Genomic DNA, 24410 nt, shown 5'->3' with positions numbered 1-24410 from the left:
CTTGCGTCATGTGCCTGGATCGGAAGCGCGAGTGCCGCCGCCAGCGTCACTGTCGTATAGGTGGCGTGAAGGCCGTGTCTGCCTCTATGCATTAGTAAGATCGGACGATCTCGGACAATTCGTCGATCCGCGCCCATCAGTTCTTCTTTGACGTAGCATTGATATGGATTCCTACGTGAAATAGAGAAGCCGCGGCGTATCCAGCGATTTTTTCAAAGCCAAGTTCAAATTCACGACTGCGGCACCCATGTCTCTTTAAGGAATCAATGTAGATGAAACTCCTCCTCGCTGCTCTTTCCATTTCAGCATTCGCGTTCGTTACCAGTGCGATGGCTGCGCAAAAGCCCACGATCGTTCTGGTCCACGGCGCTTTCGAAGACGCTCAGGTCTGGGGACATGTCACGTCCAGGCTTCAGACCGATGGCTATAAGGTTGTGGCGGTTGACCTGCCAGGCCGTCCGGGTGCGCCCGCCACACCGGACAAGGTCAGCCTTGACCTCTATCGCGACACGGTGGTTGCAGCGCTGAACCAATCCCATCGCCCGGCCGTCGTGGTCGGTCACAGCTTCGGCGGCATCGTCATCGCCGACACTGCGGAAACGGCGCCAAAGAAGATCAAGACTTTGGTCTTCGTTGCTGCGTACCTACCGCAAAATGGTGACTCGCTAGTATCGATGGCCAACAAGGACGCAGACGCCAAAATCGGACCGCATCTGCAGATCGACAAGGAAAAGGGCATTGCCTCCATCGAATATTCTGCACGCGCGGATCTCTTTGCCAATGGAGGTCCTGACGAATTGCGCAAGGTAATCCCGAATCTGATTCTGGATGAACCCGTGGGCCCGCTAGCAACTCCCGTGCATCTGACATCCACCAACTTTGGCCAGGTCGACAAGGTCTATATCCACACGGCCATGGACCAGGTCATCAGCCCCTCGTTCCAGGCGAAGATGGTTGCCGCAACCCCCGTGAGAGCGCAGTACACCCTGCAGACCGGTCATACGCCTTTCCTTACCGATCCCGACGGCCTGGCAAAGGCGATTGAGGCCGCTGCGAAATAGGCGGTTCACGGTTGGTGCAGGAGACGAAGGCGCGGCGGCTCCGTCATCCCGCGCTTTGCCTTCAAGTGTAGTGCTCCTCGCGGGGGCGCGTTATATCCAGGCTTCCGCGCACCGTCCTGCGGACCGCTCTTCGATGGTCTGTACCGGGATGGTCTTTCAGAAAAAAAGTATACGCGTCCATTGTTTTCGACAATTTCTCTTGTTTCCAAAGGCAGAACCGACATGTCCCGTCTTCAGATACCCGCCACGATCGCAGATGCACCCGCCGCTTCCCAGCCCTTCCTTGAGGCCGTCAACAAGAAACTGGGTGTTGTGCCGAATCTGTTTCGCCTGCTGGCCAACAGCCCTGCAGCGCTCGAGGGCTACCTCGGTCTGGCCGGAGCCTTGGCAAAAGGCGCGCTTCCAGCCCAAACCGGCGAGCGTATCGCTCTCGCCGTCGCCGAAATCAACGGCTGCGACTATTGCATGTCGGCACACAGCTATTTGGGAAGGAACGTGGCGAAGCTCGACGATGCGGAACTGTCCGCCAATCGAAATGGTGGCTCGAATGATGCAAAGGCCGCCCCTGCCGTGCAGTTCGCCGCGAAGGTCGCGCGTGAGCGTGGCCGCGTTTCCGACGACGATCTGCGCGTCGTCAAGGGGGCTGGCTACACGGATGCGCAGATCGTCGAGATTGTCGTGCACATCGCACTGAGCGTCTTGACCAACTACGCCAACGTCGTTACAAACACGGAGATTGACTTTCCCGTGGTGCGTACACATCAGCACCTGTAAAACGGGACTCGCACCCTTCTCGAAATGTGATGCGTTGACCGAACTGCTCGATTGCATCTACGCGTTGGAGGTGCGGCGATTATCCGCAAGCACAGCGCAAGTGCGCGAGCAGTCGTTCATTTCGGCAGGCAGAATCGAGCCGCAACAGGCGAGCGTCGTCCGCTGTATCGGACGCGCGAACTCACCGCCCCGCGCTATATTCACCAGGCCAAATCTATCTCTTCTTCTTACGTTGAGCCCGAACATGAATGTATTCGAGCGCCTCGCGCAAGCGAGCCTAAAGTTGCCGTCGCCCGTCAAGCCGCTTGGCTCCTATCGAACGGTTTCCGTTTCGGGGAGCCAACTGTATGTATCCGGACTCGGCCCTTTCAAAGACGGCAAGCCAATCGTCGGCATGGTCGGCCGCGATATGTCTCTGGAGCAGGCGCAAGACGCGGCGCGCCTGACGATGCTCATGATCCTGGCCTGTGTCGACGAGGCATGCGGACTCGACAACGTCGGACGATGCAGCCGGCTAACAGTCTACGTGCGTGCAGAACAGTCGTTCACCCAGCATCCGCAAGTGGCCAATGGCGCCAGTGACCTCTTGCTGACGCTGTTTGGGCAAGACAATCTGCCGGCTCGAAGCGCGCTGGGAGTGCATTCGTTGCCGATGGGCATCCCGGTCGAGATCGACAGCATTTTCGAGCTGAAGGGGGACGAGCGTGCGTCGATCACACGAAGATGCTTAGTTGATGCGAGTCAATCAGCCGGCCAAACCTGATTCTGAACCCGCCGCACAACGGGCGCACATCGCGCTGCCTGAAGGGTAATACCGCCGTCTTGTTTTCGAGAGCAATCAATCCATGCTCGTTCGGACGCCGCAAGCATTGCGATGGGGCCGCCACACGATTGCCCAACGCCGAAAAGAACCGTCTATTTCCCCACCGGAATCCGATCATGCGCCAAATGATATTGACCGTTGTCGTCACACTGACTTTCTCTACAGGATGTCTCGCGAGCACTTCTGGCATCTATAAGGAACCCCTGGACGTGAAGACGCTGAACACACTTCGATCGGATTTTGACCATCTCATGCAATTAGCCAACCGCCACGACTTCAAAGCGCTCCATGAGATGTTCTGGCAATCTCCTTCGGCCCTTCTCGTTGCTAAAAGTGCGATCCCTACGGAAGGGAACTGGGCTGGCTTCTGGGGCAATGAGGCGATTGATCAGAAACTGCGCGATATCGGCACCTCCGGCCCCGTCGTGCTGCGGCCGGATTGTTCGAAATTCAAGGTCGTCGGCTTGACGAAGGACATAGCGCAATCTTATGCGCCGGTGGATATCACGGTCTCCTATGCAGGTCAGGACGGAACCCCCAAGCCGTTTCTACTGTTAATCAACTGGATAAAAATCGGCAAGGACTGGAAGGTAGCTTCGGAGATCATCCTGCCCGTACCGCAGGCGCCTGAAGCGAAAAGCCAAGTAACTGGATAGTCCTGACAAAGTGTCTAGATCCATTGCGACAGACACACCAGCAGAGTTCAACGTGCGATCGGCAACGCTTAACCGACACCGCGGAGGTTGGTCTTTAGCCAGTCTAACGAAGCAGTGATGCCAACAAGCAAGTGAGTTGACGCGGACATTCAAACGCGTGCGCCCGACACATTTCACCAAGCAGATAACCTTAAGAAGGAAGACGGATCATGACGATCAACAGACGTAATTTCTCGGCCGCCCTCGTTGTCGGCGCTGCCGCGTCGCTTATTTCTACTCGCGGCGTAGCAGGAACGCCAGGTTCGGGGAAGGCGCGCAATATCGTTCTCGTGCATGGGCTGTTTGCTGACGGGTCATGCTGGTCGGAAGTAATATCGCGATTGCAGGCAGCGGGGTTCAATGCCACGGCTGTCCAAAACCCCTTGACGACATTGCCCGATGCGGTTGCCTCGGCCCAGCGGGTGCTGGAGCGGCAGGATGGTCCGACGGTTCTGGTCGGACATTCCTTTTCGGGAATGATCGTGACAGAAGCCGGTACGCATCCAGGTGTTTCTGCCCTTGTCTATGTGGCTGCACGGGCACCGGATGCTGGCGAGGATTACACGGCGTTGGCCAGGACATATCCAACACCGCCCGCCTCCGCCGGGATTGTCTTCGACGGCGACGAAGGACGTCTTACCGAGGAAGCGTTTCTGCGCGATTTCGCGGGCGACCTTCCGAAAGCGAAGGCCAGGGTTCTGTATGCCGTGCAGGAGCCTTTCCAGAAGGCTCTGCTCGCAGGCAGGACGACACGGGCCGCCTGGCGAACGAAGCCAAGTTTCTACGCGGTTTCAACGGAAGACCGAACGATCAACCCCGATCTCCAACGTTTCATGGCCAAGCGTATGGGCGCCAAAACCATCGAGGTCAAGGCAAGCCATCTCTCGCTGATCTCCCATCCCGACGAGATCACCCAACTTATCATCAAGGCCGCTGGATAGCGGGGCAAATGTTCGTGGGGCACTGTCACGTTGCTGAGGCGGTCGAGTAAGATCGCGTGATGAAAAATGCAAAATCGCTTTACCACGGTCACCGCTTTCCTGCGGCGGTCATCAGCTGCGCGGTGCGCTGGCATTTCGGGTTTCAGCCCAGTCTGCGTGATATTGAAGAACTGCTGTTCGAGCGCGGGGGTGTCGTCATTTACGAAACGGTCCGACGCTGGGCCGACAGGTTCGGCGCGAGATTCGCGCATCGCGTCAAGGCTGCACGTCGCAAGCCCGGCACCACATGGCATCTTGACGAAGTATTCGTGACGTTGCGCGGCAAACCCTACCTGTTGTGGTGCGCCGTCGATCAGCACGGGTGAACTCGATATCCTGCTACAGAAGCGCCGTGACAAGGCTGCAGCGAAGCGGTTTTTCAAGCGCGTGCTTGCCTCGTGTCCTGAGATACCGCGCACGTTTGTGACCGACCGGCTGCGCAGCTATCCAGCAGCGAAAGCCGGGATCCCCGCGCTGGCTCACTTCAGGCACGTCTTCGTCAAAGCCAGCGCGCGGATCAATAACCGCGCTGAAAACAGCCATCAACCGACGCGCGAGCGTGAGCGACGCATGCGTGGCTTCCGCGATCCTGAACGCACGCAGGCTTTCTTATCGAGCTTCGGTCCGATTCCGCAACACCTCGCGCTCAAACGACATTTGCTACGCGCCTCGCTCTATCGCAAACAGCTTGCCGCACGCTTCGCCGCCTGGCATTGTTTCACTGAGGCTACCCAAAATCCGCCCGTTTTCTGAGCAAGCGCGTGTCCCCTCCGTCATTGCGTCGCGAGCAATTTAACGTGACAGTTCCGCTGCTCGTTCATGCGCAAGGCTCGTCACATAACGAGTCGATGAGGCGCCGCGCATGGATCGATGTGTCGGCCCCCTCCAATGGATCGTGCAACGCTGCGAGCGCTTATGGCGAATTGGAGGACAAGGTGGCTGGGAACCTGACCTCGACGCCCAACCCCCGGCCGTCAATGCCCGATGTATAGGTTAAATGTCCATCAAGGCGAGCCACGATTCGCGCGACGATCGAGAGCCCCAATCCGCTACCGCTTTGACGGCTTCCGCCAGCCCGGAAAAAGCGATCGCTCAGACGTAACCTATCCTGCTCCCTTACGCCTGGACCGTTATCTCGCACAAGCAGTAGGGTTGCATCCGACGTTCTCCGGGTCACGACCTCGACACTACCTCCCGTCTCGCCATACTTGATAGCGTTGTCCACCAGATTGTCCAACAGGATACGCACGAGTGCGGGCTCCACTAACATCGTCACGTGTGCATCGTCGTTCAGGACTAAGCCGATCCCTTTGGACGACGCATTTGCTTCGTGAACAGCGATGCATTCGCGGGCAATGGCATCGAGTTCCACGGTCGAAGCTGGTGCGGATACACCTTCGTCAAGTCTCGCCAGCAACAGAAGTTGATCCGCCAGATGTGTGTTCCTATCGACACCTTCAACGACCCGCTGCATCGCGAGGCGTTGTTTTGCCGGATCCCGCGTGGTAAGGGCGACCTGTGCCTGAACCTTGATCGCCGCCAGTGGCGATTTGAGTTCGTGTGCAGCATCGGCCGTGAAGGCCCGCTCACGGTCGAGTGACCCTCGCAGCCGCGGGAACAGAATGTTGAGCGCATCGACCAGGGACGCACTTCGGCCGGCGTGCGACGCATATCGATCAGTTCCAGGTTGTCGGCGTTTCTGACACCGATGGCCCGCGAGAGTGTTTTAAGCGGCGCGAGGCTGCTGCCAATGCCCACCCAGATCAGCAGTGCAAGAACCGGCAGCGCATAAGCAAGCGGCTTCGCGATGCGGCGCGCCACTCCGGCGCCCAGATCGGCCCGGCTATCCCTACGTTCAAATACCTGCACACTCCTGCCATGCGCCGCGTCATGGAGCACGTAGGTATTCCATTTGAGGGCGTCATATTTCGCTACAGCGCCTGCCGCTTCCTGAGACGACGGCGGCTCCTTCGCGGCAGCACGCGGCAAACCGGGGCTCGCTGCAAGCAGGCGCCCTTCGGCGTCGTGTACCTCATAAAGGAGCCGGCGTGACAGGTCATCGTCGCCGTCATCGTCGGACGTGTGAAATCCATCTTCGATAAGCGCCGCCAGATCATTGGTATCCACAAGCGTGAGTGTGCGAGCAGCCTGTTCGATTCGCGCGTCGTCCCACTCACCGGCTTCATGAACGGCCTGGCGATAACTCGAAACGAGGGCCGCCACCCAGACTACCGAGACGCTTGCCAGCACCAGTAGCATCAGACGTTGACGGATTGACCCTGTCACGATGTCTTCTCCACAACGTACCCAACACCCCTGATCGTCCTGATCAATCCTGTTCCGAGCTTTTTGCGCAGATTGGAGATGTGCACCTCAACGGCATTGCTCTCTACCTCTTCCTGCCAGCCGTAAAGACTTTCCTCGAGGCGGGCGCGAGAGTGGAGTACCTTGATGCGTCAGCAGCTCGATCAGCACAGCGCACTCTCGCGAAGTCAATGGCTGGAGCAGACCGTTGCGTGTGACCGTGAACGTCGAGGGATCGACGCACAGATCCTGATACTCGATTGTCTCGACGCTGCGACCATGCGCGCGGCGCAAAAGCGCCCGGCATCGCGCAATCAGTTCAGTGAGATCAAAGGGCTTGCCTAGGTAATCGTCGGCGCCGGCAGTCAGACCTCCTACCCGGTCGGCTACCGTGTCCCTCGCGGTCATGACCAGAACGGGCGTATCGTCGCGACGGCCTCGCAGCCAATCCAGCAACTCGGTTCCAGATAGTTTCGGCAGACCGAGATCGAGCACCACCAGCTCGTACTCTGTTGTAGTCAGCGCCAGCATCGCCTCCCGTCCATCGTGCGCCCAGTCGACTGTCATTCCTGCATCGCGCAGACCCTCTTCGACGCCGCTTCCTATCAAATCATCATCTTCGACAAGTAATACTCGCATTTCGTCGCACTCCAAAAGGAACAGGCAGGCAGCGGAGTCCGCTGCAAATTACTGGCCCTGATCATGGGCATCGATCGTTAAGTCTAATCCGGCTTCGCGTGCCTGCGCGAGGGTGTTCTGCTTAAGATTCCCTTCAGGCTCGCGTTGCAGCATGCATCTGCAAATAGCACCGTCGATATTGAATCAACCCATCTGACTATGGAGTTCCAAGTGAAAACGATGAATGTTCGCCTCGCCGCTGCCGTTGCGCTAACTGCGCTGCCGTTTGCCGCACATGCAACTGGATCGGTTCTGTCGCAATAAGGCGAGCTGCTATGCTGGCTCCGTTTAAGCGAACGCTTTGATCGATGAAACAGAACCTGAATCCGGCCGTGGCAAAAGTCCTCAAGCGCCTGCACTACCGGCTCGACATCATCCTGTTGTGCGTGCGATGGTACGTGGCGTATCCGTTGAGTCTGCGCCATCTTGAACAGATGATGGCCGAGCGCGGCATTGCGGTCGATCACTCGACCGTGCATCGCTGGGCGATGAAGCTGTTGCCCGTGCTCGAGAAAGCGTTTCGCTGTCGCAAGCGCCCGGTCGGTAAGACCTGGCGCATGGACGAAACGTACATCAAGGTCAAGGGGCAGTGGAAATATTTGTACCGCGCGGTCGACAAGGCCGGCAACACGGTCGATTTCCTGCTGCGGGCCCATCGTGACAAGACCGCAGCGCGGCGGTACTTCGAGAAATCTATCGATCAGAACGGCGAACCCGACACCGTGACGATCGACCGAAGCGGCACGAACCTCGCCGCTCTCAAAGCGATCAATGCCAATCGTGAAGTACCCATCAAAATCCGCCAGTCCAAATAGCTCAATAACCTGGTTGAGCAGGACCATCGGGCGATCAAGCGACGGGCGCGACCAATGCTCGGTTTCAAGTCTTTTCGCTGTGCCCGAATCTTGCTCGCCGGCATTGAGCTGATGCATACGATTGCAAAAGGACAGAAGCAGCGTGCTCGCGGATCCCATCGGTCCGACGCTGACCAATTCTATGACCTCGCCATATAAGTAGTACTTCGCATACCGATCTCGCCAGCTCGTTGATCCTTACCGCGACAAAACCATAGCGCGCAGTGCGGCAAGAATCGTGTCGGCGGCTTGCGCCGCCGACGGGCTTTTCCTGATGGCTTTGTACATGATCGATCGTGGCTTCCGGGTGGCTGATATACGGATACAACGGTATATCGCCACGGCGAATCACACCAAGACGGCTTCGTTCTTGCGCAATAGCAAATGCTTATGAGGCGGAGGCGGCCGAGTCGGTCGGACGGTGCGCCCACCCTTCATCCGTAGCGTCGCGCCTCCTCCATCAAAGCTGGCGTACCGATGATCTCATTCAACTCGTCGAACTTCACCATGCGGCCTTGCCACGGCGCAGTCGTGCCGTGCTCGAACAAACTGTCGTAGAAACCGCGCAGCGTGTGAGCGACCGCGCGCGCCGCGCCGCCCGGAAAGATGACGATGCGAAAGCCTCGCGCCGCGAGCGCCTGCACGCTCTGCACCGGCGTCTTGCCGCCTTCCACCATGTTGGCGAGCAACGGCGCGCGCGACGCAAACCGGCCACAAGCTGCGTCCATCTGCTCGGCAGAACGCAACGCTTCGACGAAAAGCGCATCGGCGCCCGCTTCCAGATAGCGCTCGGCGCGGTCGAGCGCAGCGTCGAGTCCCTCGACGGCGAGCGCGTCCGTGCGCGCGAGGATCAGCGTGTCCGGATCCGCGCGGGCATCGAGCGCGGCGCGCAGCTTGCCGCACATCTCGTCGACGGGAATCACGCTCTTGCCATCCAGATGTCCGCAGCGCTTGGGGAAAGTCTGATCTTCGAGCTGGATCATCGACGCGCCCGCGCGCTCGAAGCCGCGCACGGCGCGCTGCACATTGAGCGCATTGCCGAAGCCCGTATCGCCATCAACGATCACCGGCAGTGCAACGCGCTCGGTGATACGCGCGAGCGTATCCGCGACTTCGGTGAAGGTGGTGAGCCCGACATCGGAACGGCCGAGCCGTGTATAGGCAATCGACGCACCCGACAAATACAGCGCGTCGAACCCGGCCTGCTCCGCGAGCAGCGCGGAGAAGGCGTCGTAGACGCCCGGCGCCAGCACCGTGCCCCGCGCGAGCAGCGCCGCGAGTCCCTTGGTTTGTCGTGTCATGCTTTGGTCGCTCAGTAACGTTGCTTGAGCAGGTTGAAAAGACCGCCCGCCTCGACCATGTCGAGCAGAAAAGCGGGCAACGGGTCGCAGGTGAGCGCGCCGCCGTCTTCGCGCAGGATGCGTCCATGCAGCGGATCGATGACGATATGCTCGCCATCCGCGATCGTTTCCGCCTGCGCACACGTGAGCAACACGAGACCGACATTGAACGCGTTGCGAAAAAAGAGCCCGCTGAACGAAGGCGCGATCACGGCGCGCACGCCGAGATGCACGAGCGCGGCCGGCGCCTGTTCCCGCGAAGAGCCGATGCCAAAGTTGGGCCCCGCCACCACGACATCGCCAGGCCGCACGTTTGCTGCGAAGTCCGCGCGCTGTCGCTGCAGACAATGTCTGGCAATTTCGCCGATAGCGAATTTCATGTACGCGCCGGGCGCCAGCGCGTCGGTGTCGATATCCGCGCCGACGCGCCAGACGCGATGCATTTGCGCATCGCTCATGCGAGCACCTCGCGCGGATCGGTGATGCGTCCGCGCAGGGCGGATGCCGCCACGGTATAAGGCGAGCCCAGATAAACCTGCGCCGTCTCCGAACCCATACGTCCTTTGAAATTGCGTGCGGTCGTGGAGATCACGGTGCTGCCTTCCGGAATCTGCCCGCCATAGCCCGAACAGGCGCCGCACGATGTGGCGAGCACCTGCGCGCCCGCTGCTTCGAGAATCGCCATCACGCCTTCTCGCGTCGCGGCCTGCTGGTCGCGCATGCTGGCGGGCGCAACGACCAGCTGCACGCCTTGCGCAACCCGCCGGTGCTTGAGCACCGTGGCCGCGGCGCGCAGATCGTCGAGCTTCGCGCCTGTGCACGCGCCGATATAGGCAACCTGCACCTCGATATCGCCGAAGGCCTGCACCTCGTCCGTATTCTCGGGACTATGCGGCGCGGCCACTTGCGGCGCCAGCGCGGCGGCATCGAAGTGATGCGTTTCGGCGGGTGCGTCGGCATCGCTTTGCCAGCGCATGATGTCGATGTCATGCGTGACACCCACTGCGCGAAGATAGTCGAGCGTCATCGCGTCTGGCGCGATCAGGCCGGCTTGCGCGCCCATTTCAGCACTGATGTTCGAGAGCGTCATGCGTTCCTGCATCGACAGGGCGCTGACCGCTTCGCCGCAAAACTCCACGGCCTGATAGCGCCCGCCGTTCATGCCGAAGCGGCCGATCATGTGCAGCATCATGTCTTTCGCGGTGACGCCCCGCGCGAGCCGTGCGTGCCAATGCATGCGCAGCGTCTCGGGCACCTTCACCCAGATTTGTCCCGACACGACGACGCCCAGCATTTCCGTGCTGCCAATGCCGAACATATATGCGCCAAATGCGCCGCCTGTCGGCGAATGCGAATCGCCACCTACGCAAAACATGCCTGGCCGCAGGTGCCCACGTTCCGGCAGGACGACGTGGCAGATACCGACGCTGTCGTACACATGGGGCAGGTCCTGCTGCTTCGCCCATTCTCTTGCAATGCGCACGATACGGCGCGATTCGTCGTCGGCTTCCGGCACATAGTGGTCGATCACGAGGACGATCCTCGATCGGTCCCACAACTGCGCGCCCAGTTCGTCGAGCATCGGCTGAAGGCGGCGCGGACCGCTCGAATCATGGAACATCGCGAGGTCGACATCGCACGTGACGATCTCGCCCACCGCCACCTCGTCGCGCCCGCAAGCCTTGGCGATTAACTTCTGTGCCAGCGTTTGTGCATGCGGCATCGTTGCGTCCCCCACATCTATTTTGCGTGCGAATGCATCAATTGGCCTCGGCCATCGCGCACAATTGCGCGGCGCGTGTCGCGTAGGGTTGGTCGATCATCACGCCATCCACCGACACCGCGCCATGACCACGCGCGAGCGCTGCGTCCCAGGCCTCGACAACCCGGCGCGCAAACGCGATCTGCTCCGCGCTAGGCCCGAAAGCACGGTTGGCTTCCGCAATCTGCCGGGGATGCACGCACGTCTTGCCGGCGAAACCCATTGCGCGGGCACGGCCGGCTTCCTGTGCGAAGCCGGCCAGATCCGCGACACGGGCGAACGCGCCATCGTAGGCGTCGATGCCCGCTTCGGCCGCCGCGAAGCGCACTTTCAGCATGACGTGATCGAGCGCGGCGCGCTGATGACGCTCGACGCCGATCGGCTCGAACAGGTCGCCATAACCGATCTGCAAGCCCATGACGCGATCGCTCGCCAGTGCGATCTCCGCGGCAAGACGCAAACCCTTCGGGGATTCGATGTTGGCAAGCAGGAGCACGCGGCGCGTGAGTCCCGCACGTGCTTCGAGTTCTTCGAGCAAGATGTCGATCTTACGTACATCCTCCGCTGATTCGATCTTCGGCACATTCACGATGTCGAGCCCCTGTCTGACCACTGCGCGCAGGTCCGCTTCGAAATGCGGCGTGCCGATGCCATTCGCACGCACGATGATCGTCTTCTCCACGGAGCCGATATTCGCAAGCCACGCGGCTGCGGCCTCACGCGCGCGAGTCTTGTCGCGCTCCGCAACCGAGTCTTCAAGATCGATGGACAGCGCATCGGCGTCGCTCGCCGCGGCTTTGTCGAAAAAATCCGGACGGCAGGCGGGCACGAACAGCTTGCTGCGCATTCTGAATGGCTTAAGCATGGAGATCTCCGTTCGCATGCTGCGTCAATCCACCATCTTCGCGACCTCGCCCGATTCGAGCAGCAGGCGGTCGTGCGTTGAAGGGAGCTCCGCAAACGGACGGCGATATTGCGCCCACATGCGCAAATCCTCCGGCTTGTGGAACACCTGCGAGTCGGGCATTGCGGGCCAGTCGGCGACCGAGAGCCATAGGCGCAGCAGATGACGGCGTTCGGCGAGCGGCCCGGCGTCCTGGTAATCAGTGCGGCCGTGCACCAGCACGCGGTTGTTGAGGAACTGGATATCGCCGTCGCGAAAGCCCATGTCGAGATAGAACTCCGGCGATGCCGCGATCTTGCGCACCGTATACAGCGCTTCGGATTCGAGTTCGCTGAACGGGCACTGTCCGCTTTTCTCGGCAAGGCGCGCGTAACCTGTCGGCAGATAGCAGATCACTTCGCCTGCGGTGTCCGTAAAGAACGGCACCTTGTGTTCGCTGAAAGTGCGTGTTGCGCGCCGGCCGTCTTCGTCAGTGCGCTTCAGGAACAGCCCTTCGCGCAGCGCGTCGAGCAGGTCGGGCCGGGTACGCAATAGTTCGTTATGCACGGCGAGCGCGCTGGAGATGCGACTTTCGCCGCCCGAGATCGCGGTGCGTAGACACATCAGTCCGATGATGTCGCACGAATCCGTATGCATCAGTTGGCCGCCGCCCTTGCGATAGCCGCGCGACTTCGGCTCGTAGTCGCTCACGTTCACGACGTGCCCGAGCACATCGCCGAGATACGACTGCGTCACCGGCTTGCTGACATACGACCCCAGACCGAAGTAAATGCGCGTCATGTCGTCGTCGGAATAGCGCTCGCGCGGCAGGCCGCGCAGCATCATGAAGCCGCGGCCGTTGCGCAGGAACGCCGGCAGTTCGCGCATGAAGCGGCCCATCGTGTCCAGCGGGAAAGTCTGCGGGCTGATGTCGGGGAAATCGATGTCGCCCAGCGAATGCAAATGCGCCAGCGCGGCGTCGATTTCTGCGATTTCCGCCTGGGTGAGAACGTGCAGCCCCTCGCGCATCCAGTCGAGTTCTGGCCCTTTCCATGCAGCCGGGGAGACGATTGGTTGTCCAACGCGATTCATTTCATGCTCCTTATGATGTGAGAGGTTCAGACGCTCGCGGAATCGATCACGGCGCCGCAGTCAATCAGTTCGTCAAGCGCGCGCGCGCCCAGAAGCGGCGCCAGAATTTCGCGGGAGTGTTGGCCTTTTTTCGGCGCGGGACGCATGAACCCGCCCGGCGTCTCCGACAGACGCGCCACGATGTTATGCACGGCGACATGGCCCAGTTCCTCGTCCTCGATTTCCACGAGACTTTCCCGCTCGCTGACGTAGTCGTCCTCAGCAAGATCACTGGCTTCGTAGACTGGCCCCGCCGTCACCTCGGCGCGCTCGAAGAAGGCGAGGTTTTCCGCCAGCGTGCGCGCCTTGATGAACCCGCCGACCACGCGGTCGACTTCCTCGACGTGCTGCAAGCGCGTCGTGTTGGTGTGGTAACGCGGATCCGCGTTCATCCCGTCGCAGCCGATCGCGGCGAACAGACGCTCGGCCATGGTCTGCGTGGAAGTCGACACGCACAGCCATTTGTGGTCTGCCGTTCGATAGGTGTTGCGCGGCGCGGTCGTGCTGGAGCGGCTGCCGGTGCGCGCCTTCACACGCCCGGTGAGTTGATAGTTCGCCACTTGCGGGCCGAGAATGGAGATCATCGGGTCGAAGAGCGAGAGGTCCACGACCTGACCGTTGCCGCCATTCACGCGCGTTTCCCAAAGCGCGACCATGGCCGCGTGCGCGCCGTAGAGACCGGCGGTCATGTCGCCCAGGAACATGGGCGGCAGCACGGGCTCACGGTCGCTGAAGCCGTTCATTGCCGCAAACCCCGAATAGCCTTCGACCAGCGTGCCGAAGCCCGGCCGATGTCTGAACGGTCCCGTCTGCCCCCAGCCCGATACGCGCACGATCACGAGCTTCGGATTGGCGGCCAGCAGCGTGTGCGGCGCGAGCCCCATCTTTTCCAGTGTGCCGGGCTTGAAACTCTCGACAAGCACGTCGGCATCGCGCGCGAGGCTTGCGATCATGCTCGCCGCCGTCTCGTGCCGAAAGTCGATGCACACGCTTTTCTTGTTGCGTGCGTAGGCTTTCCAGAACACCTCCGCGCCGTTCGTGCGGAACGCGCGCAGTGTGTCGCCCTTCAACGGCTCGACCTTGATCACGTCCGCGCCGAAATCCGCAAGTTGCAGCGTGAGCATATTGCCCGCGACGAGCCGTGACAGGTCGACCACTTTCACGCCGCGAAGCGGCCCGGCGTGCGATGCGTTGAAGCTTTTGCGATGCATGATCTGCGTCCTCTCGCGTTTTCTTTGCAAGCCGGAACGACCGGCCTGAAGTCATTATCCGCACAAATAGACATGATGTCTATTTTCATGAACATGAACTGTGGCGACGATGTTGCGTGAGCCTTCGAAATCGTTCATCCTTGCGAGCCAGACGCCCGCGCGGCATGGCGGGCGGGCATCGGCGCAGACAACCGGAAACAGCAATGGCAACTGAAGAACCAGGCGTAGCCGCGGTCAACCGCGCGCTTTCGATACTCAAAGCCTTCGAAGACAGCATCGACGGCATGACGCTCACCGATCTCACCAATGCGACGGGCCTTTATCACAGCACCGTCCTGCGGCTGTGCGAGTCGCTCGAGCATTACGGCTACCTCAAGCGGCTGGAAGACGGCCGCTACATGCTCGGGCCGATGCTTTTCCACCTCGGCATGATTTATCAGAGCTCGTTCCGTTTGCGCGATTACGCTTTGCCGGTATTGCGCACGCTCGTCAAGGAAACCGGAGAAACGGCAGCCGTGTATGTGCGCGAAGGCGACGAACGGCTGTGCCTGTATCGCGTCGAATGGCAACGCTCGGTGCGCATGCACGTGCGCGAAGGCGAACGCCTCACGCTCGAGGCGGGCGCGGCGGGACACGTATTACGCGCGTTTTCCGGGCCGTCGAAGAAAACTCATCTGAACAAGGTGCGCGAGAACGGCTATTGCGTATCGCTTGGTGAGCGCGAGCCGGAAAGCGCAGCGATTGCATGTCCGGTTTTCCGCACCGGGCAGGAACTGGTTTGCGCAATCTCGCTCGGCATTCCGCGCTTTCGTTTCGACCGCAAGGCGTTCGACACCTATCTGCCAAAGGTGATGGAAGCGGGGGCGGCGCTCACCAAGGCACTGGGCGGCGACACGACGCCGTTCGAGCCGCCCTTCGCGCCTTTCGACGGCGTCTAGTCGCGCGTCGTCTCGTTCAGATCGTCCGCGCTCAGACGTTCTGCTGCATCACGCCCGGCGCTTCGTCTATTTCAGGCTCGGTGCGATTCACGCGTGATTGCAGCACCGCGAAGCAGCCCGCGCCGATCACGAGGGCCGTGATCATGAAGAGAAAGCCGTTGTTGTACGAGCCGCTTGCCTTGACGAGATAGCCCACGCCGAGCGGCGCGCACAGACCGCCAATCTGCCCGCCGGTGTTGATCACGCCGGCGAACACGCCGCGCGCGCCGGAAGGCGCTAGTTGCGCGACGAGTCCCGCATACGGCGAGAGGCAGCCGTACAGGAGAAACGCCGCCGCCGACAAACCGATTACGCACGCGACGATGTCGATCGCGCTGTACGCCAGATAGAGCGCGAGGCCCGTGCCGATATAGCCCGCCGCCACGAGGAGTGGCCGTTTGCGGTGCAGTGGCCCGCTGCCGAGCCAGCCGAATACGACGAGGCCCAGGAAGCCGAACAGATACGGCACCGACGCGGCGACGCCCAGCGATTTCAGATCGATATGGCGCTGATTGGCGAGATACGACGGGATCCAGCCCAGAAATCCCCAGTAGCCGATGCTGAAGGTCATGTAGCCGAAAAACAGCAGCCACGTGCTTTTGCGTCCCGCGAACTGGCGCCATTGCTCGGTGCGGTTCGCCTTGTCGTGATGCCGTTCCTTACCCTCGATCGCCTTGCCGGGAATCAGGAAGAAGATGAGCAACGCAACGAAGACGCCCGGCAACGCAAAAACATAGAACACGTTGCGCCAGTCACCGTGCATCAGAAGAGTTGTAACGACCGGCGCAACCACCGCCGGACCGATTGCAAGCGCGGAGAGCCAGACCGAGTGGGCCTTCGCCGCGTCTTTCGCGCTGAAGTTATCCGCGACGGCCTTGTACACCGCCGCGTTGCATGACCCTTCCGCGAGACCGAAGCAAAAGCGCGCGGCGACGAGCACGGCCATCGAGGTAGCGAGCCCCGTCAGCCCGGTAAACAGCGAAAACAGCGCGGGCGCGACGACCAGTAGCGCCTTCGTGCCGAACCGGTCCGCGAGAAAGCCGCCGGGCAGTTGCATCAGCGCGTAGCCAAGCGCGAAGGCCGCGAGCAGGTAGCCGAACTGCGCGGCGTCCAGATTGAGGGACTTCATCATCGTCGGACCGGCGACAGAGATGCTCACCCGATCGAGGTAATTCACGAACTGCAATAGCCACGTCATTACCAGCAGCTGATATCTCAAACTCATCCCTGTCTCCCATGTCGCGAGCGCCTTCGCGCATTTCAAATAATAGAAATGATGTCTATTTTCGATAACGTAACCGAGCCGCCCAGGTCGCACAAGGAATACCGCACTGGGGATTTCCCGTATTCGGAGCAGAATGTCGTCTGGCGTAGACCGACGCAAAAGTGTCAACGTTTCGGCAGTAAATGTGTCAATCTGCCTAAATTTCTTACTGACAGGGGATTGGCCATTGTTCTGGTGCGTGCCCACAGACGAACTGGCATGTCGCCGACTCGCTTCGAGCGCGTTGACAGCCGAAATTTTCCCGGACGTCGCTGGTGCTATCGACACGAAGCGAGGCGTCAAAGCTCGCTTGGGCCACTACAGTAACCCCCGCTCGATATAGACGCGCGTGATCGCCCGTCGATGCTCCCTTGGCATCGGTTGTACCCTGTCCGGGGACCATTTCTTACTGCCGTACCTTGCGCCGCAATCTGCACAGCGATATGGTGTCTCGAGAAGTCGCACGTTTAGCAGATATGGCGCTTTATACCCGCACCTCCGGCATGCCTGCTTGAGAGGCAACGAATGCGCAGGGCAAACGCTAACCCTTTCAATCTGGTAGAGCGCGCTGTGGTACCCGCAAGCGATGCATCGTAAGCGCGCAGCAAACCCATCTTGACGGGTCGGGTTAGTCGACGATCACCGTTGGTTGCCAGCGATGCGGCAGCAATGCCGAGATGTCGCTGGCCTTGTGGGTAGGAAGCCGCGTGAGGATGTCCTTCAGATAGGCGTGCGGGTCATGGCCGTTAAGTTGTGCCGACCTTATCAGGCTCATGATGGCGGCAGCGCGTTGACCCGCCCGTAGCGAGCCGGCAAATAACCAGTTGGCCCTGTTAGAGAAGCAATTCCATAACAGAGGAAGCTGGCTGTTCAGCGACACAGTTGACGGCGCAAAAGCCAGTGTCACGATCTACAGCCTCGTGCTGACGTGCCGGGCCTGCGACGTCGAGCCGTATGACTATCTCCTGCACGTGCTCGCCGAGTTGCCGCAGCGCGCGCCCGACGCCGACGTCACGGATCTGCTGCCATTCAATTACGCCCGCTTGCAGCAGGCCAAAGCAACAACCCCCTGACTGACTCCATCGCCTCCACGCCGACGTCGCCGCTCGATTATGATCGCCGCGACGCGGCTACGCTCGACCTTCAATTGCCCGCAACCTTCCATGTCGTGTGCTGGAATCCGCGCTTACGAAGATTTCACCCGACAAATAAAAACGCCAACCCGGCTGGGTTGGCGTTTTGCATGAGTCGCAACGGCGATCAGAACTGGTTCATCGTGTTGTCCTTGCCCGCCGCCTTCAGGGCCGCTTCGCCGCTGAAATATTCCTTGTGATCGTCGCCAATATCCGAGCCGGACATGTTCTGGTGCTTGACGCACGCGATGCCTTGGCGGATTTCCTTACGCTGCACGCCCGCCACGTAACCCAGCATGCCCTGGTCGCCGAAATATTCCTTCGCGAGATTGTCGGTCGAGAGCGCGGCCGTGTGGTACGTCGGCAGCGTGATGAGGTGGTGGAAGATCCCAGCTTCGCGCGACGCGTCGGCCTGGAAGGTGCGGATCTTTTCGTCCGCGATCTGTGCAAGTTCGCTCTGGTCGTATTCCACGCTCATCAATTGCGCGCGGTCGTAGGACGAGACGTCTTTGCCCTCTGCCTTCATCGCGTCATAGGTCTGCTGACGGAAGTTCAGCGTCCAGTTGAACGACGGGCTGTTGTTGTACACCAGCTTGGCGTTCGGAACGACTTTGCGAATCTCGCTGACCATGCCGCCGATCTGCGCGATATGCGGCTTTTCCGTTTCGATCCACAGCAGGTCCGCGCCGTTTTGCAGCGCGGTGACGCAATCCAGCACGCAGCGCGCTTCGCCCGTGCCAGCGCGGAACTGGAACAGGTTGCTCGGCAGGCGCTTGGGGCGCAGCAGCTTGCCGTCGCGCTTGATGACGACGTCACCGTTGCCGAGCGCGTCGGCCGAGAGCTCCTCGCAATCCAGGAACGAGTTGTACTGGTCGCCCAGGTCGCCCGGTGCGTTGGTCACGGCGATCTGCTTGGTCAGGCCCGCGCCCAGCGAGTCGGTACGCGCCACGATGATGCCGTCGTCCACTCCCAATTCGAGGAAGGCGTAGCGGATCGCGCGGATCTTCGCGAGGAAGTCCTCGTGCGGCACGGTGACCTTGCCGTCCTGGTGGCCGCACTGCTTTTCGTCGGACACCTGGTTTTCGATCTGGATGCAGCATGCGCCCGCTTCGATGAACTGCTTGGCCAGCAGGTAGGTGGCTTCAGCATTGCCGAAGCCCGCGTCGATGTCGGCGATGATCGGCACGATGTGCGTGACGTGGTTGTCGATCTTTGCCTGGATGGCGGCCTTGGCCGGCCCCTGGGCTGCGTCCAGTTCGCGGAACAGACCGCCCAGTTCGCGGGCGTCGGCCTGGCGCAGGAAGGTGTACAGCTCGCGGATCAGCGCGCTGACGGCGGTTTTTTCATGCATCGACTGGTCGGGCAGCGGACCGAACTCGGAGCGCAGCGCGGCCACCATCCAGCCCGACAGGTACAGGTAGCGGCGCTCGGTGCTATTGAAGTGCTTCTTGATGGAGATCATCTTCTGCTGGCCGATGAAGCCGTGCCAGCAGCCCAGCGACTGAGTGTATTTCGCCGGGTCAGCATCGTAGGCGGCCATGTCAGAGCGCATGATTTTGGCCGTGTAGCGGGCGATGTCGAGACCGGTCTTGAACTTGTTCTGCGCGCGCATGCGTGCGGCGTATTCGGGATTGATCGCGTTCCAGGCGCTGCCTTGTTGCTCTTTCAACCCGGCAATTGCCTGGATGTCGTCTTGATATTGGGCCATGAGTATCTCCTTAGAGGGAAGCGTGGGTAACCGGATAGTCCCGTGGACTGCATGACTCAATGGTAACGCCATTGGCATCAACTCTTATATAAGACATAAGACATAATTATTTGTTATTTTTCAATAGGATACGTTGTATTTTTTGTGATGTGAAACAGGTTTTCAGGGAGCAAAATGGCAGCATTGCAAAAAAAATGTCGCAAATTCCGCAATGCGAAATGCACTTTCGGCTGTTGGAGTGGGTACCAGAGAACCGCGTGCCTGCCAGAGTTGATTAGTGTCAATCAGCGGCGGCAGATCCGCGGGGGTACCGCTGGACGTTCGAACGCGTCATCGAGAGCAAGCGTGTCCGCAAAACCAAACTCCTCCCTGCGGGAATTTCTGCGGCAGAAGCTGACAAGCTCGGCCGCGAATGGGACGCTGAAGTCTACGCGGTAGAGACTGGTGTTAGGCGGCAGATCGTCACGATCGGCGAGTGCGTTCGGCTTCATATCGAAGACGAAGGTTCGAACTGGAAAGACCTTGAGACGCGCTGCCGGGTGATGGATAAATACGCCCCGGAGTATGAAAATCAGGACGCGCTACAGCTCTATGAATGGTCTGTGAAGATCACCGGCTATATGCGTTCCAGAGTCGATCGAGACGGGCGCCCGAAAAAGCCGATGAGCGACAAGACCATCAGCAATACGCTGGGCTATATCAGGGCGGCGATCAAGTACGCGTACACCAAAGGCAAGCTTGAGCATGACGAAACCGGGAAGATGGCTATCCCTAGGGTCGCCAATGAACGTCACGTCTATAAAGTCCGCCGCGAGATGCTCGAGATCGCCAAGGCATGCAAGCATCGAGAAACGCGCGCCGCTATCAGAGTGGCGTTCTATTCTGGCATGCGCCTGAGCGAGATTCTGCGAGCTAGGGTGACGCGTGATGGTTTCTCGTTAGCCACGACAAAAAACGGGCGACCGCGCATCGTGCCGATCCATCCGAGGATCGCAGTCATCGCGCGTCGCGTGAGATTTACGATCCAACCACATAAGCTCAAAGACGAATGGAACAAGGCCCGGAAGAGTGCCGGCTATCCTGACGTGCGGTTTCACGATCTAAGGCACAGCGCTGCGTCCGAAATGATCAATGCGGGTATCGACTTGTACACAGTGGGGGGCGTACTGGGACATAAGACGCCTGCCTCGACAAAGCGCTACGCTCACCTGGTAACCGAGAGTCTCGCCGGCGCTGTCGCGAAGATCGGAACTCGGAAGTAGGAGGGAAATTCGGTTTCGGGCAGAAAAACCCACACACCTGATATAAAGCCAAGAATTTTCTAGAGTGATGAAAACCGTGAAACCCTTGTGGCGGAAGGCAGCCGGAGTCGAACCGACCTGAGAGCGTCTGACGTCCTCAACTGGGTTTGAAGCCCAGCCGCACCACCGGATACGAATGCCTTCCTACGGTGATTGAACTACACGTCGCCGGTAAAAAACCGCTCAAAGCAGATCGAGCCAACGACTATCCGTGCGCATCAAATGCAGCCCACGGTGGAAGCGAGTATACCCAACCCGGTCGAAGAATTCCAAAAGCTGGATCGCGCGTTTGCGCCCTAGCCCCGTGATATCGCGAAAGGGTGCGGCCGCAACCGTGCCAGCATTCTTTTGCGCCTCGGCAGCCGCGATCGAAGCCAGTTCCCGAATCACCTCCTGGTGATAGAAGAGATCGCGCACGACCTGAAACAGTTCACCCTGTCGCGCGAGCTTTCGCATCAATTGACGCACGCGCTCCTCGGGGACACCGTTCGCCGTCGCCAGATCGCGGACCCACGGCGGATCGAAGCGTCCCGCTTTCACCGCGGGAAGCAGCGCCGCCGCGAGCGCGCGATCGGCGTCGTCGAGCGTCACCGTGTGGCCTGGCAGATGCAGCCAGGGCCCGCGTTTGACAATCTCGCCACGCAGCGCGGCGGCGTCGACGAGCGCGCGCCACAGCGCGTCGTCCACCAGCGGCGCCGCCATCCGCCGCAAGCGCGAGGCGTCCGGGCCCAACTCGTCCGGCGAGCGTTCGTGGTATTCGGCGAGCGTCGTCGTCAATCGCGTATTGAGCGCATGCCAAAGCGTATCGGCGACCAGCAGCGCGTCCTCGCCAGGCAATTGGACTACATGCGTGGCGGACGGCAACGCAAGCGCAGCCGCCGGCATGCCGGTCAAGCGCTCCATCAGCGAGCGCGACAAGCCATGCGGCGCTCTTGCGAACATCGCGTCGAGCGTGCCGGTGTCGAGCATGATCTGAAGCGCGTCGAGCCACGCGAGCCGCTCAGCCGACCGACGCTTGCGCGGCGGCCCGAATGGATCGAGCACATGGCCGCCGCCAATCGTGTGATCGGCCTGCGCGTTGCGCACCACGAAGCGATCGCCCGGCAGCGCACAGACAGGCCGCTCGAACACCAGTTGAACGCGGCCACGCTGCCCTGCGCCGAGCGTTTCGCCGTCGAGCAAGGCAACATGCGCGACTTGATGCTGCGTGCCCAGATGCACATGCAACGGCGCCCAATGCGACAACGTAACCGAAGCATCGGCGAGCAGCGTCAGCATGACGTCGACTCGCTCCGACGCCTGCGAAAGCCGCGGATCGACGATCCAGTCGCCGCGATCGATCGCGCTCTTCTCGATGCCCGCGAGATTCAATGCGCAGCGCTCGCCGGCTCGCCCGGTTTGCGCCGGACGATTCTGCGCGTGAATGCTACGCACGCGCACGGGTTGATTCTTCGGTGCGAGCAGCATCGTGTCGCCGACCGTCACGCGACCGGACACCACGGTGCCGGTCACGATCGTGCCCTGGCCCGAGAGCGTGAACACACGATCGACCGCGAGACGGAACAGGCCGTCATCGCGCCTCATGCGCCATGCCGTCGCCGCCACCAAAAGATGCGCCTTCAGCGCGGCCACCCCGGGGTCGTCGGCACGCGTCGCCCAGGTATCGAACACGGGCGCGCCTTCGAGCGCACTGCCGCTCAGAAACGCGCTGACTTCGTCGTGCGCCTCGCGCAAACGCTGCGCGTCGACACGGTCCACCTTGGTCAGCGCGACGGCGCCGCACTGAATGCCGAGCAACTCGACAATCGCCAGATGCTCGCGCGTTTGCGGCATCACGCCATCGTCGGCGGCAATCACGAGGAGCGCGAAATCAATGCCGCTTGCGCCGGCGGTCATGGTGTGCACGAGCTTCTCGTGGCCCGGCACATCGATCAGGCCGAGCACGTCGCCGTTTTCGAGCGGCACGTATGCATAGCCCAATTCGATCGAAATGCCACGCGCTTTTTCTTCCTTGAGACGATCCGTATCGACGCCCGACAGCGCTTTCACCAGGCTCGTCTTACCGTGGTCGATATGTCCCGCCGTACCGACGATCATGCGCGCGCGCCTTCAAGCTGCTCGATGAGTTGCGCTTCATCGGCGGCTTCGAGACAGCGCAGGTCGAGGCGCAACGCGTCATCGGCGATACGGCCGATGACGGGCCGCGCCATTTCGCGCAGCAGCTTTTCGAGCGCGAGCAACTGGCGGCCGCCCCGCTTGCCGTCCGCTGTTCTGACGACGAGCCCGTAGCTCCGCAGCACATCGACGGGCAAGGCTCCGCTGCCGATCTGGCTGAACATCGGCTCCGCCGCGACCGCATAGCGCTCGCCGAGCGCGCGCTGTAAAGCGGGCTGCACGCGCTCGGCGGCGAGCCTGATCTGGTCGGCGGGACGGGTCAGCAAGCGCAGCGTGGTGAGCCGCTCCGTGAGCTTTTCCGGCGCGCGATAGAGTTGCAGCACCGGCTCCAGTGCGGCGAGCGTCAATTTGCCGACGCGCAACGCGCGCTTGAGCGGATGCTTCTTGATCTTCGCAATCAGATCGCGCCGTCCGACGATCAAACCGGCCTGCGGTCCACCGAGCAACTTGTCGCCACTGAACGTGACGAGGTCGGCGCCGGCCTTGATGGTTTCGCGCACCGTCGTCTCGCGCGGCAAACCCCATTGGCCCAGATCGACCAGCGTACCGCTGCCGAGGTCCACGGCAACCGCAAGATCGCGCGCACGGGCGAGCGGTGCGAGTTCATCCAGACCGACTTCTTTGGTAAAGCCGTTGATCGCGTAGTTGCTCGCGTGAACTTTCATCAGCAGCGCGGTGTGCGGGCCGATGGCCTCGTCGTAGTCCTTCAGATGCGTGCGGTTGGTGGTGCCGACTTCGCGCAGTTTCGCGCCCGCGCGGCTCATGATGTCCGGAATGCGAAACGCCCCGCCGATTTCGACCAGCTCGCCACGCGACACGATGACTTCTTTCTTCGACGCCAGCGCGGACAGCGTAAGCAGCACCGCGGCCGCATTGTTGTTGACCACGGTGGCCGCTTCCGCGCCGGTCAGTTCGCAGATGAGTTCGTCGATCAGATCGTCGCGATCGCCGCGCTTGCCGGTGTCGAGATCGAACTCGAGATTGACGGGTTGCGTAAGCGCCTTCATGACGGACTGCACTGCCTCGTCGGGCAGCAACGCACGGCCGAGGTTGGTATGCAGCACGGTGCCGGTCAGATTGAAGACGCTACGCAGGCGCGACTGGTTGCGCTCGCGTAGCGCGGCGTCGACCACGCTCTTCAGTTGCGCCGCGTCCAGCGCGCTCACGGATGCATCGCCCGACTGCGCGCTCGCGCGCCAGCTATCGAGCGCCTCGCGCACCGCGCCCAACACCTGCGTGCGGCCGTACTCGCCGATCAGCGCCGCGAACTCGGCCGACGCCATCAACTTTTCCACCGACGGCACGCGCGCCATCAGCGCCCGCAATTCAGAGCCGCTTACATCGCTCACGAGTCAA

General features: G+C 60.9%; 18 protein-coding genes, 1 tRNA gene and 5 pseudogenes. 10 read left to right on the top strand and 14 right to left on the bottom strand.

The features are described from left to right. Positions 1-272: 272 nt before the first annotated feature. From CJU94_RS30585 to CJU94_RS30560, 6 genes and pseudogenes are all read left to right on the top strand, one after another. Entirely contained in the window at positions 273-1061 is a 789-nt protein-coding gene (locus CJU94_RS30585; RefSeq protein ID WP_095422295.1) for an alpha/beta fold hydrolase, read from the top strand. Positions 1062-1283: 222 nt separating this feature from the next. Continuing rightward, positions 1284-1835, top strand: coding sequence for a carboxymuconolactone decarboxylase family protein (locus tag CJU94_RS30580; RefSeq protein WP_095422294.1), 552 nt, complete (start codon positions 1284-1286; stop codon positions 1833-1835). A 244-nt stretch (positions 1836-2079) separates the two neighbouring features. Then, on the top strand, positions 2080-2598 hold the full coding sequence (locus tag CJU94_RS30575) for a RidA family protein (RefSeq protein ID WP_244221097.1): 519 nt from the start codon (positions 2080-2082) through the stop codon (positions 2596-2598). A 269-nt stretch (positions 2599-2867) separates the two neighbouring features. Continuing rightward, on the top strand, positions 2868-3314 hold the full coding sequence (locus tag CJU94_RS30570; RefSeq protein ID WP_244221021.1) for a Rossmann-fold NAD(P)-binding domain-containing protein: 447 nt from the start codon (positions 2868-2870) through the stop codon (positions 3312-3314). 209 nt (positions 3315-3523) lie between these two features. Further along, positions 3524-4294 (top strand): alpha/beta fold hydrolase, encoded by a 771-nt coding sequence (locus CJU94_RS30565; RefSeq protein ID WP_095422292.1) that lies wholly within the window; start codon positions 3524-3526, stop codon positions 4292-4294. 59 nt (positions 4295-4353) lie between these two features. After that, positions 4354-5086, top strand: a pseudogene (locus CJU94_RS30560) (IS6 family transposase). Between the two features lie 160 nt (positions 5087-5246). Here the strand turns inward: CJU94_RS30560 and CJU94_RS42445 are convergent. Together CJU94_RS42445 and CJU94_RS30550 are read right to left on the bottom strand one after the other, a co-directional pair. Next, a complete protein-coding gene (locus CJU94_RS42445) occupies positions 5247-5867 on the bottom strand; it encodes a sensor histidine kinase (RefSeq protein WP_341868382.1) in 621 nt (206 codons plus the stop codon). A gap of 748 nt (positions 5868-6615) precedes the next feature. Continuing rightward, a pseudogene (locus CJU94_RS30550) lies at positions 6616-7276 on the bottom strand (response regulator). A 347-nt stretch (positions 7277-7623) separates the two neighbouring features. On the opposite strand from CJU94_RS30550, the pseudogene CJU94_RS30545 reads away from it, so the two are divergent. Beyond that, positions 7624-8328 (top strand): annotated as a pseudogene (locus tag CJU94_RS30545) (IS6 family transposase). A 275-nt stretch (positions 8329-8603) separates the two neighbouring features. On the opposite strand, the gene CJU94_RS30540 reads toward CJU94_RS30545, so the two are convergent. The 6 genes from CJU94_RS30540 to CJU94_RS30515 are packed head-to-tail and all read right to left on the bottom strand — an operon-like array spanning position 8604 to position 14496. Next, the gene (locus CJU94_RS30540) at positions 8604-9470 is read right to left on the bottom strand and encodes an isocitrate lyase/PEP mutase family protein (RefSeq protein ID WP_095422291.1); all 867 of its coding nucleotides are present in this window, start codon (positions 9468-9470) and stop codon (positions 8604-8606) included. 11 nt (positions 9471-9481) lie between these two features. Continuing rightward, complete coding sequence (locus CJU94_RS30535) at positions 9482-9967, bottom strand: LeuD/DmdB family oxidoreductase small subunit (RefSeq protein WP_095422290.1); 486 nt, start codon at positions 9965-9967, stop codon at positions 9482-9484. Further along, positions 9964-11232 carry a 3-isopropylmalate dehydratase large subunit gene (locus CJU94_RS30530; RefSeq protein WP_095422289.1) on the bottom strand — a complete coding sequence of 423 codons (1269 nt, stop codon included), beginning with the start codon at positions 11230-11232 and terminating at the stop codon, positions 9964-9966. The genes CJU94_RS30535 and CJU94_RS30530 overlap by 4 nt, the downstream gene beginning before the upstream one ends. Positions 11233-11269: 37 nt before the next feature. After that, positions 11270-12136, bottom strand: a complete 867-nt coding sequence (locus CJU94_RS30525) for an HpcH/HpaI aldolase/citrate lyase family protein (protein WP_244221020.1) — start codon at positions 12134-12136, stop codon at positions 11270-11272. A gap of 24 nt (positions 12137-12160) precedes the next feature. Then, positions 12161-13246: a TauD/TfdA family dioxygenase gene (locus tag CJU94_RS30520; protein ID WP_095422287.1), complete on the bottom strand. Its 1086-nt coding sequence runs from the start codon at positions 13244-13246 to the stop codon at positions 12161-12163. 26 nt (positions 13247-13272) lie between these two features. Then, positions 13273-14496: a CaiB/BaiF CoA transferase family protein gene (locus tag CJU94_RS30515; protein ID WP_095422286.1), complete on the bottom strand. Its 1224-nt coding sequence runs from the start codon at positions 14494-14496 to the stop codon at positions 13273-13275. A 203-nt stretch (positions 14497-14699) separates the two neighbouring features. Between CJU94_RS30515 and CJU94_RS30510 the strand changes: the two genes are divergently transcribed. Next, the gene (locus CJU94_RS30510) at positions 14700-15434 is read left to right on the top strand and encodes an IclR family transcriptional regulator (RefSeq protein ID WP_095422285.1); all 735 of its coding nucleotides are present in this window, start codon (positions 14700-14702) and stop codon (positions 15432-15434) included. Positions 15435-15465: 31 nt separating this feature from the next. Here CJU94_RS30510 and CJU94_RS30505 read toward each other — a convergent pair whose 3' ends face one another. Then, complete coding sequence (locus CJU94_RS30505; RefSeq protein ID WP_095422284.1) at positions 15466-16698, bottom strand: MFS transporter; 1233 nt, start codon at positions 16696-16698, stop codon at positions 15466-15468. Positions 16699-17365: 667 nt separating this feature from the next. Then, positions 17366-17569 (bottom strand): annotated as a pseudogene (locus CJU94_RS30500) (transposase domain-containing protein); the annotation flags it as partial. A gap of 19 nt (positions 17570-17588) precedes the next feature. On the opposite strand from CJU94_RS30500, the pseudogene CJU94_RS30495 reads away from it, so the two are divergent. Beyond that, a pseudogene (locus CJU94_RS30495) lies at positions 17589-17810 on the top strand (transposase domain-containing protein); the annotation flags it as partial. Positions 17811-17997: 187 nt separating this feature from the next. On the opposite strand, the gene CJU94_RS30490 reads toward CJU94_RS30495, so the two are convergent. After that, complete coding sequence (locus tag CJU94_RS30490; protein ID WP_095422283.1) at positions 17998-19578, bottom strand: isocitrate lyase; 1581 nt, start codon at positions 19576-19578, stop codon at positions 17998-18000. A gap of 542 nt (positions 19579-20120) precedes the next feature. Between CJU94_RS30490 and CJU94_RS30485 the strand changes: the two genes are divergently transcribed. Further along, on the top strand, positions 20121-20840 hold the full coding sequence (locus tag CJU94_RS30485) for a site-specific integrase (RefSeq protein WP_244221019.1): 720 nt from the start codon (positions 20121-20123) through the stop codon (positions 20838-20840). A gap of 88 nt (positions 20841-20928) precedes the next feature. On the opposite strand, the gene CJU94_RS41015 is transcribed toward CJU94_RS30485, so the two are convergent. The 3 genes from CJU94_RS41015 to selA all read right to left on the bottom strand — a co-directional run bounded on the left by CJU94_RS41015 (position 20929) and on the right by selA (position 24403). Beyond that, a tRNA-Sec gene (locus tag CJU94_RS41015) sits at positions 20929-21024 on the bottom strand. A gap of 38 nt (positions 21025-21062) precedes the next feature. Continuing rightward, a complete protein-coding gene (gene selB / locus CJU94_RS30480) occupies positions 21063-22976 on the bottom strand; it encodes a selenocysteine-specific translation elongation factor (RefSeq protein ID WP_095422281.1) in 1914 nt (637 codons plus the stop codon). Continuing rightward, a complete protein-coding gene (gene selA / locus CJU94_RS30475) occupies positions 22973-24403 on the bottom strand; it encodes an L-seryl-tRNA(Sec) selenium transferase (protein WP_095422280.1) in 1431 nt (476 codons plus the stop codon). Before selA ends, selB begins: the two co-directional genes overlap by 4 nt. Positions 24404-24410: the final 7 nt, after the last annotated feature.

Source organism: Paraburkholderia aromaticivorans (assembly GCF_002278075.1).
Taxonomy (GTDB): domain Bacteria; phylum Pseudomonadota; class Gammaproteobacteria; order Burkholderiales; family Burkholderiaceae; genus Paraburkholderia; species Paraburkholderia aromaticivorans.
Note: the sequence above shows the minus strand (reverse complement) of the source record. Positions and strands in the feature narration are given on the sequence as shown.

Excerpts from the sequence above, each read along its gene's own strand:
- CJU94_RS30540 (WP_095422291.1), bottom strand. The coding sequence starts at position 9,470 with ATGACACGACAAACCAAGGGACTCGCGGCGCTGCTCGCGCGGGGCACG.
- CJU94_RS30535 (WP_095422290.1), bottom strand. The coding sequence starts at position 9,967 with ATGAGCGATGCGCAAATGCATCGCGTCTGGCGCGTCGGCGCGGATATC.
- CJU94_RS30525 (WP_244221020.1), bottom strand. The coding sequence starts at position 12,136 with ATGCTTAAGCCATTCAGAATGCGCAGCAAGCTGTTCGTGCCCGCCTGC.
- CJU94_RS30515 (WP_095422286.1), bottom strand. The coding sequence starts at position 14,496 with ATGCATCGCAAAAGCTTCAACGCATCGCACGCCGGGCCGCTTCGCGGC.
- CJU94_RS30510 (WP_095422285.1), top strand. The coding sequence starts at position 14,700 with ATGGCAACTGAAGAACCAGGCGTAGCCGCGGTCAACCGCGCGCTTTCG.
- CJU94_RS30505 (WP_095422284.1), bottom strand. The coding sequence starts at position 16,698 with ATGAGTTTGAGATATCAGCTGCTGGTAATGACGTGGCTATTGCAGTTC.
- CJU94_RS30530 (WP_095422289.1), bottom strand. The coding sequence starts at position 11,232 with ATGCCGCATGCACAAACGCTGGCACAGAAGTTAATCGCCAAGGCTTGC.
- CJU94_RS30575 (WP_244221097.1), top strand. The coding sequence starts at position 2,080 with ATGAATGTATTCGAGCGCCTCGCGCAAGCGAGCCTAAAGTTGCCGTCG.
- selB (WP_095422281.1), bottom strand. The coding sequence starts at position 22,976 with ATGATCGTCGGTACGGCGGGACATATCGACCACGGTAAGACGAGCCTG.
- CJU94_RS30520 (WP_095422287.1), bottom strand. The coding sequence starts at position 13,246 with ATGAATCGCGTTGGACAACCAATCGTCTCCCCGGCTGCATGGAAAGGG.
- CJU94_RS30485 (WP_244221019.1), top strand. The coding sequence starts at position 20,121 with ATGGATAAATACGCCCCGGAGTATGAAAATCAGGACGCGCTACAGCTC.
- CJU94_RS30490 (WP_095422283.1), bottom strand. The coding sequence starts at position 19,578 with ATGGCCCAATATCAAGACGACATCCAGGCAATTGCCGGGTTGAAAGAG.
- CJU94_RS30585 (WP_095422295.1), top strand. The coding sequence starts at position 273 with ATGAAACTCCTCCTCGCTGCTCTTTCCATTTCAGCATTCGCGTTCGTT.
- CJU94_RS30580 (WP_095422294.1), top strand. The coding sequence starts at position 1,284 with ATGTCCCGTCTTCAGATACCCGCCACGATCGCAGATGCACCCGCCGCT.
- CJU94_RS30565 (WP_095422292.1), top strand. The coding sequence starts at position 3,524 with ATGACGATCAACAGACGTAATTTCTCGGCCGCCCTCGTTGTCGGCGCT.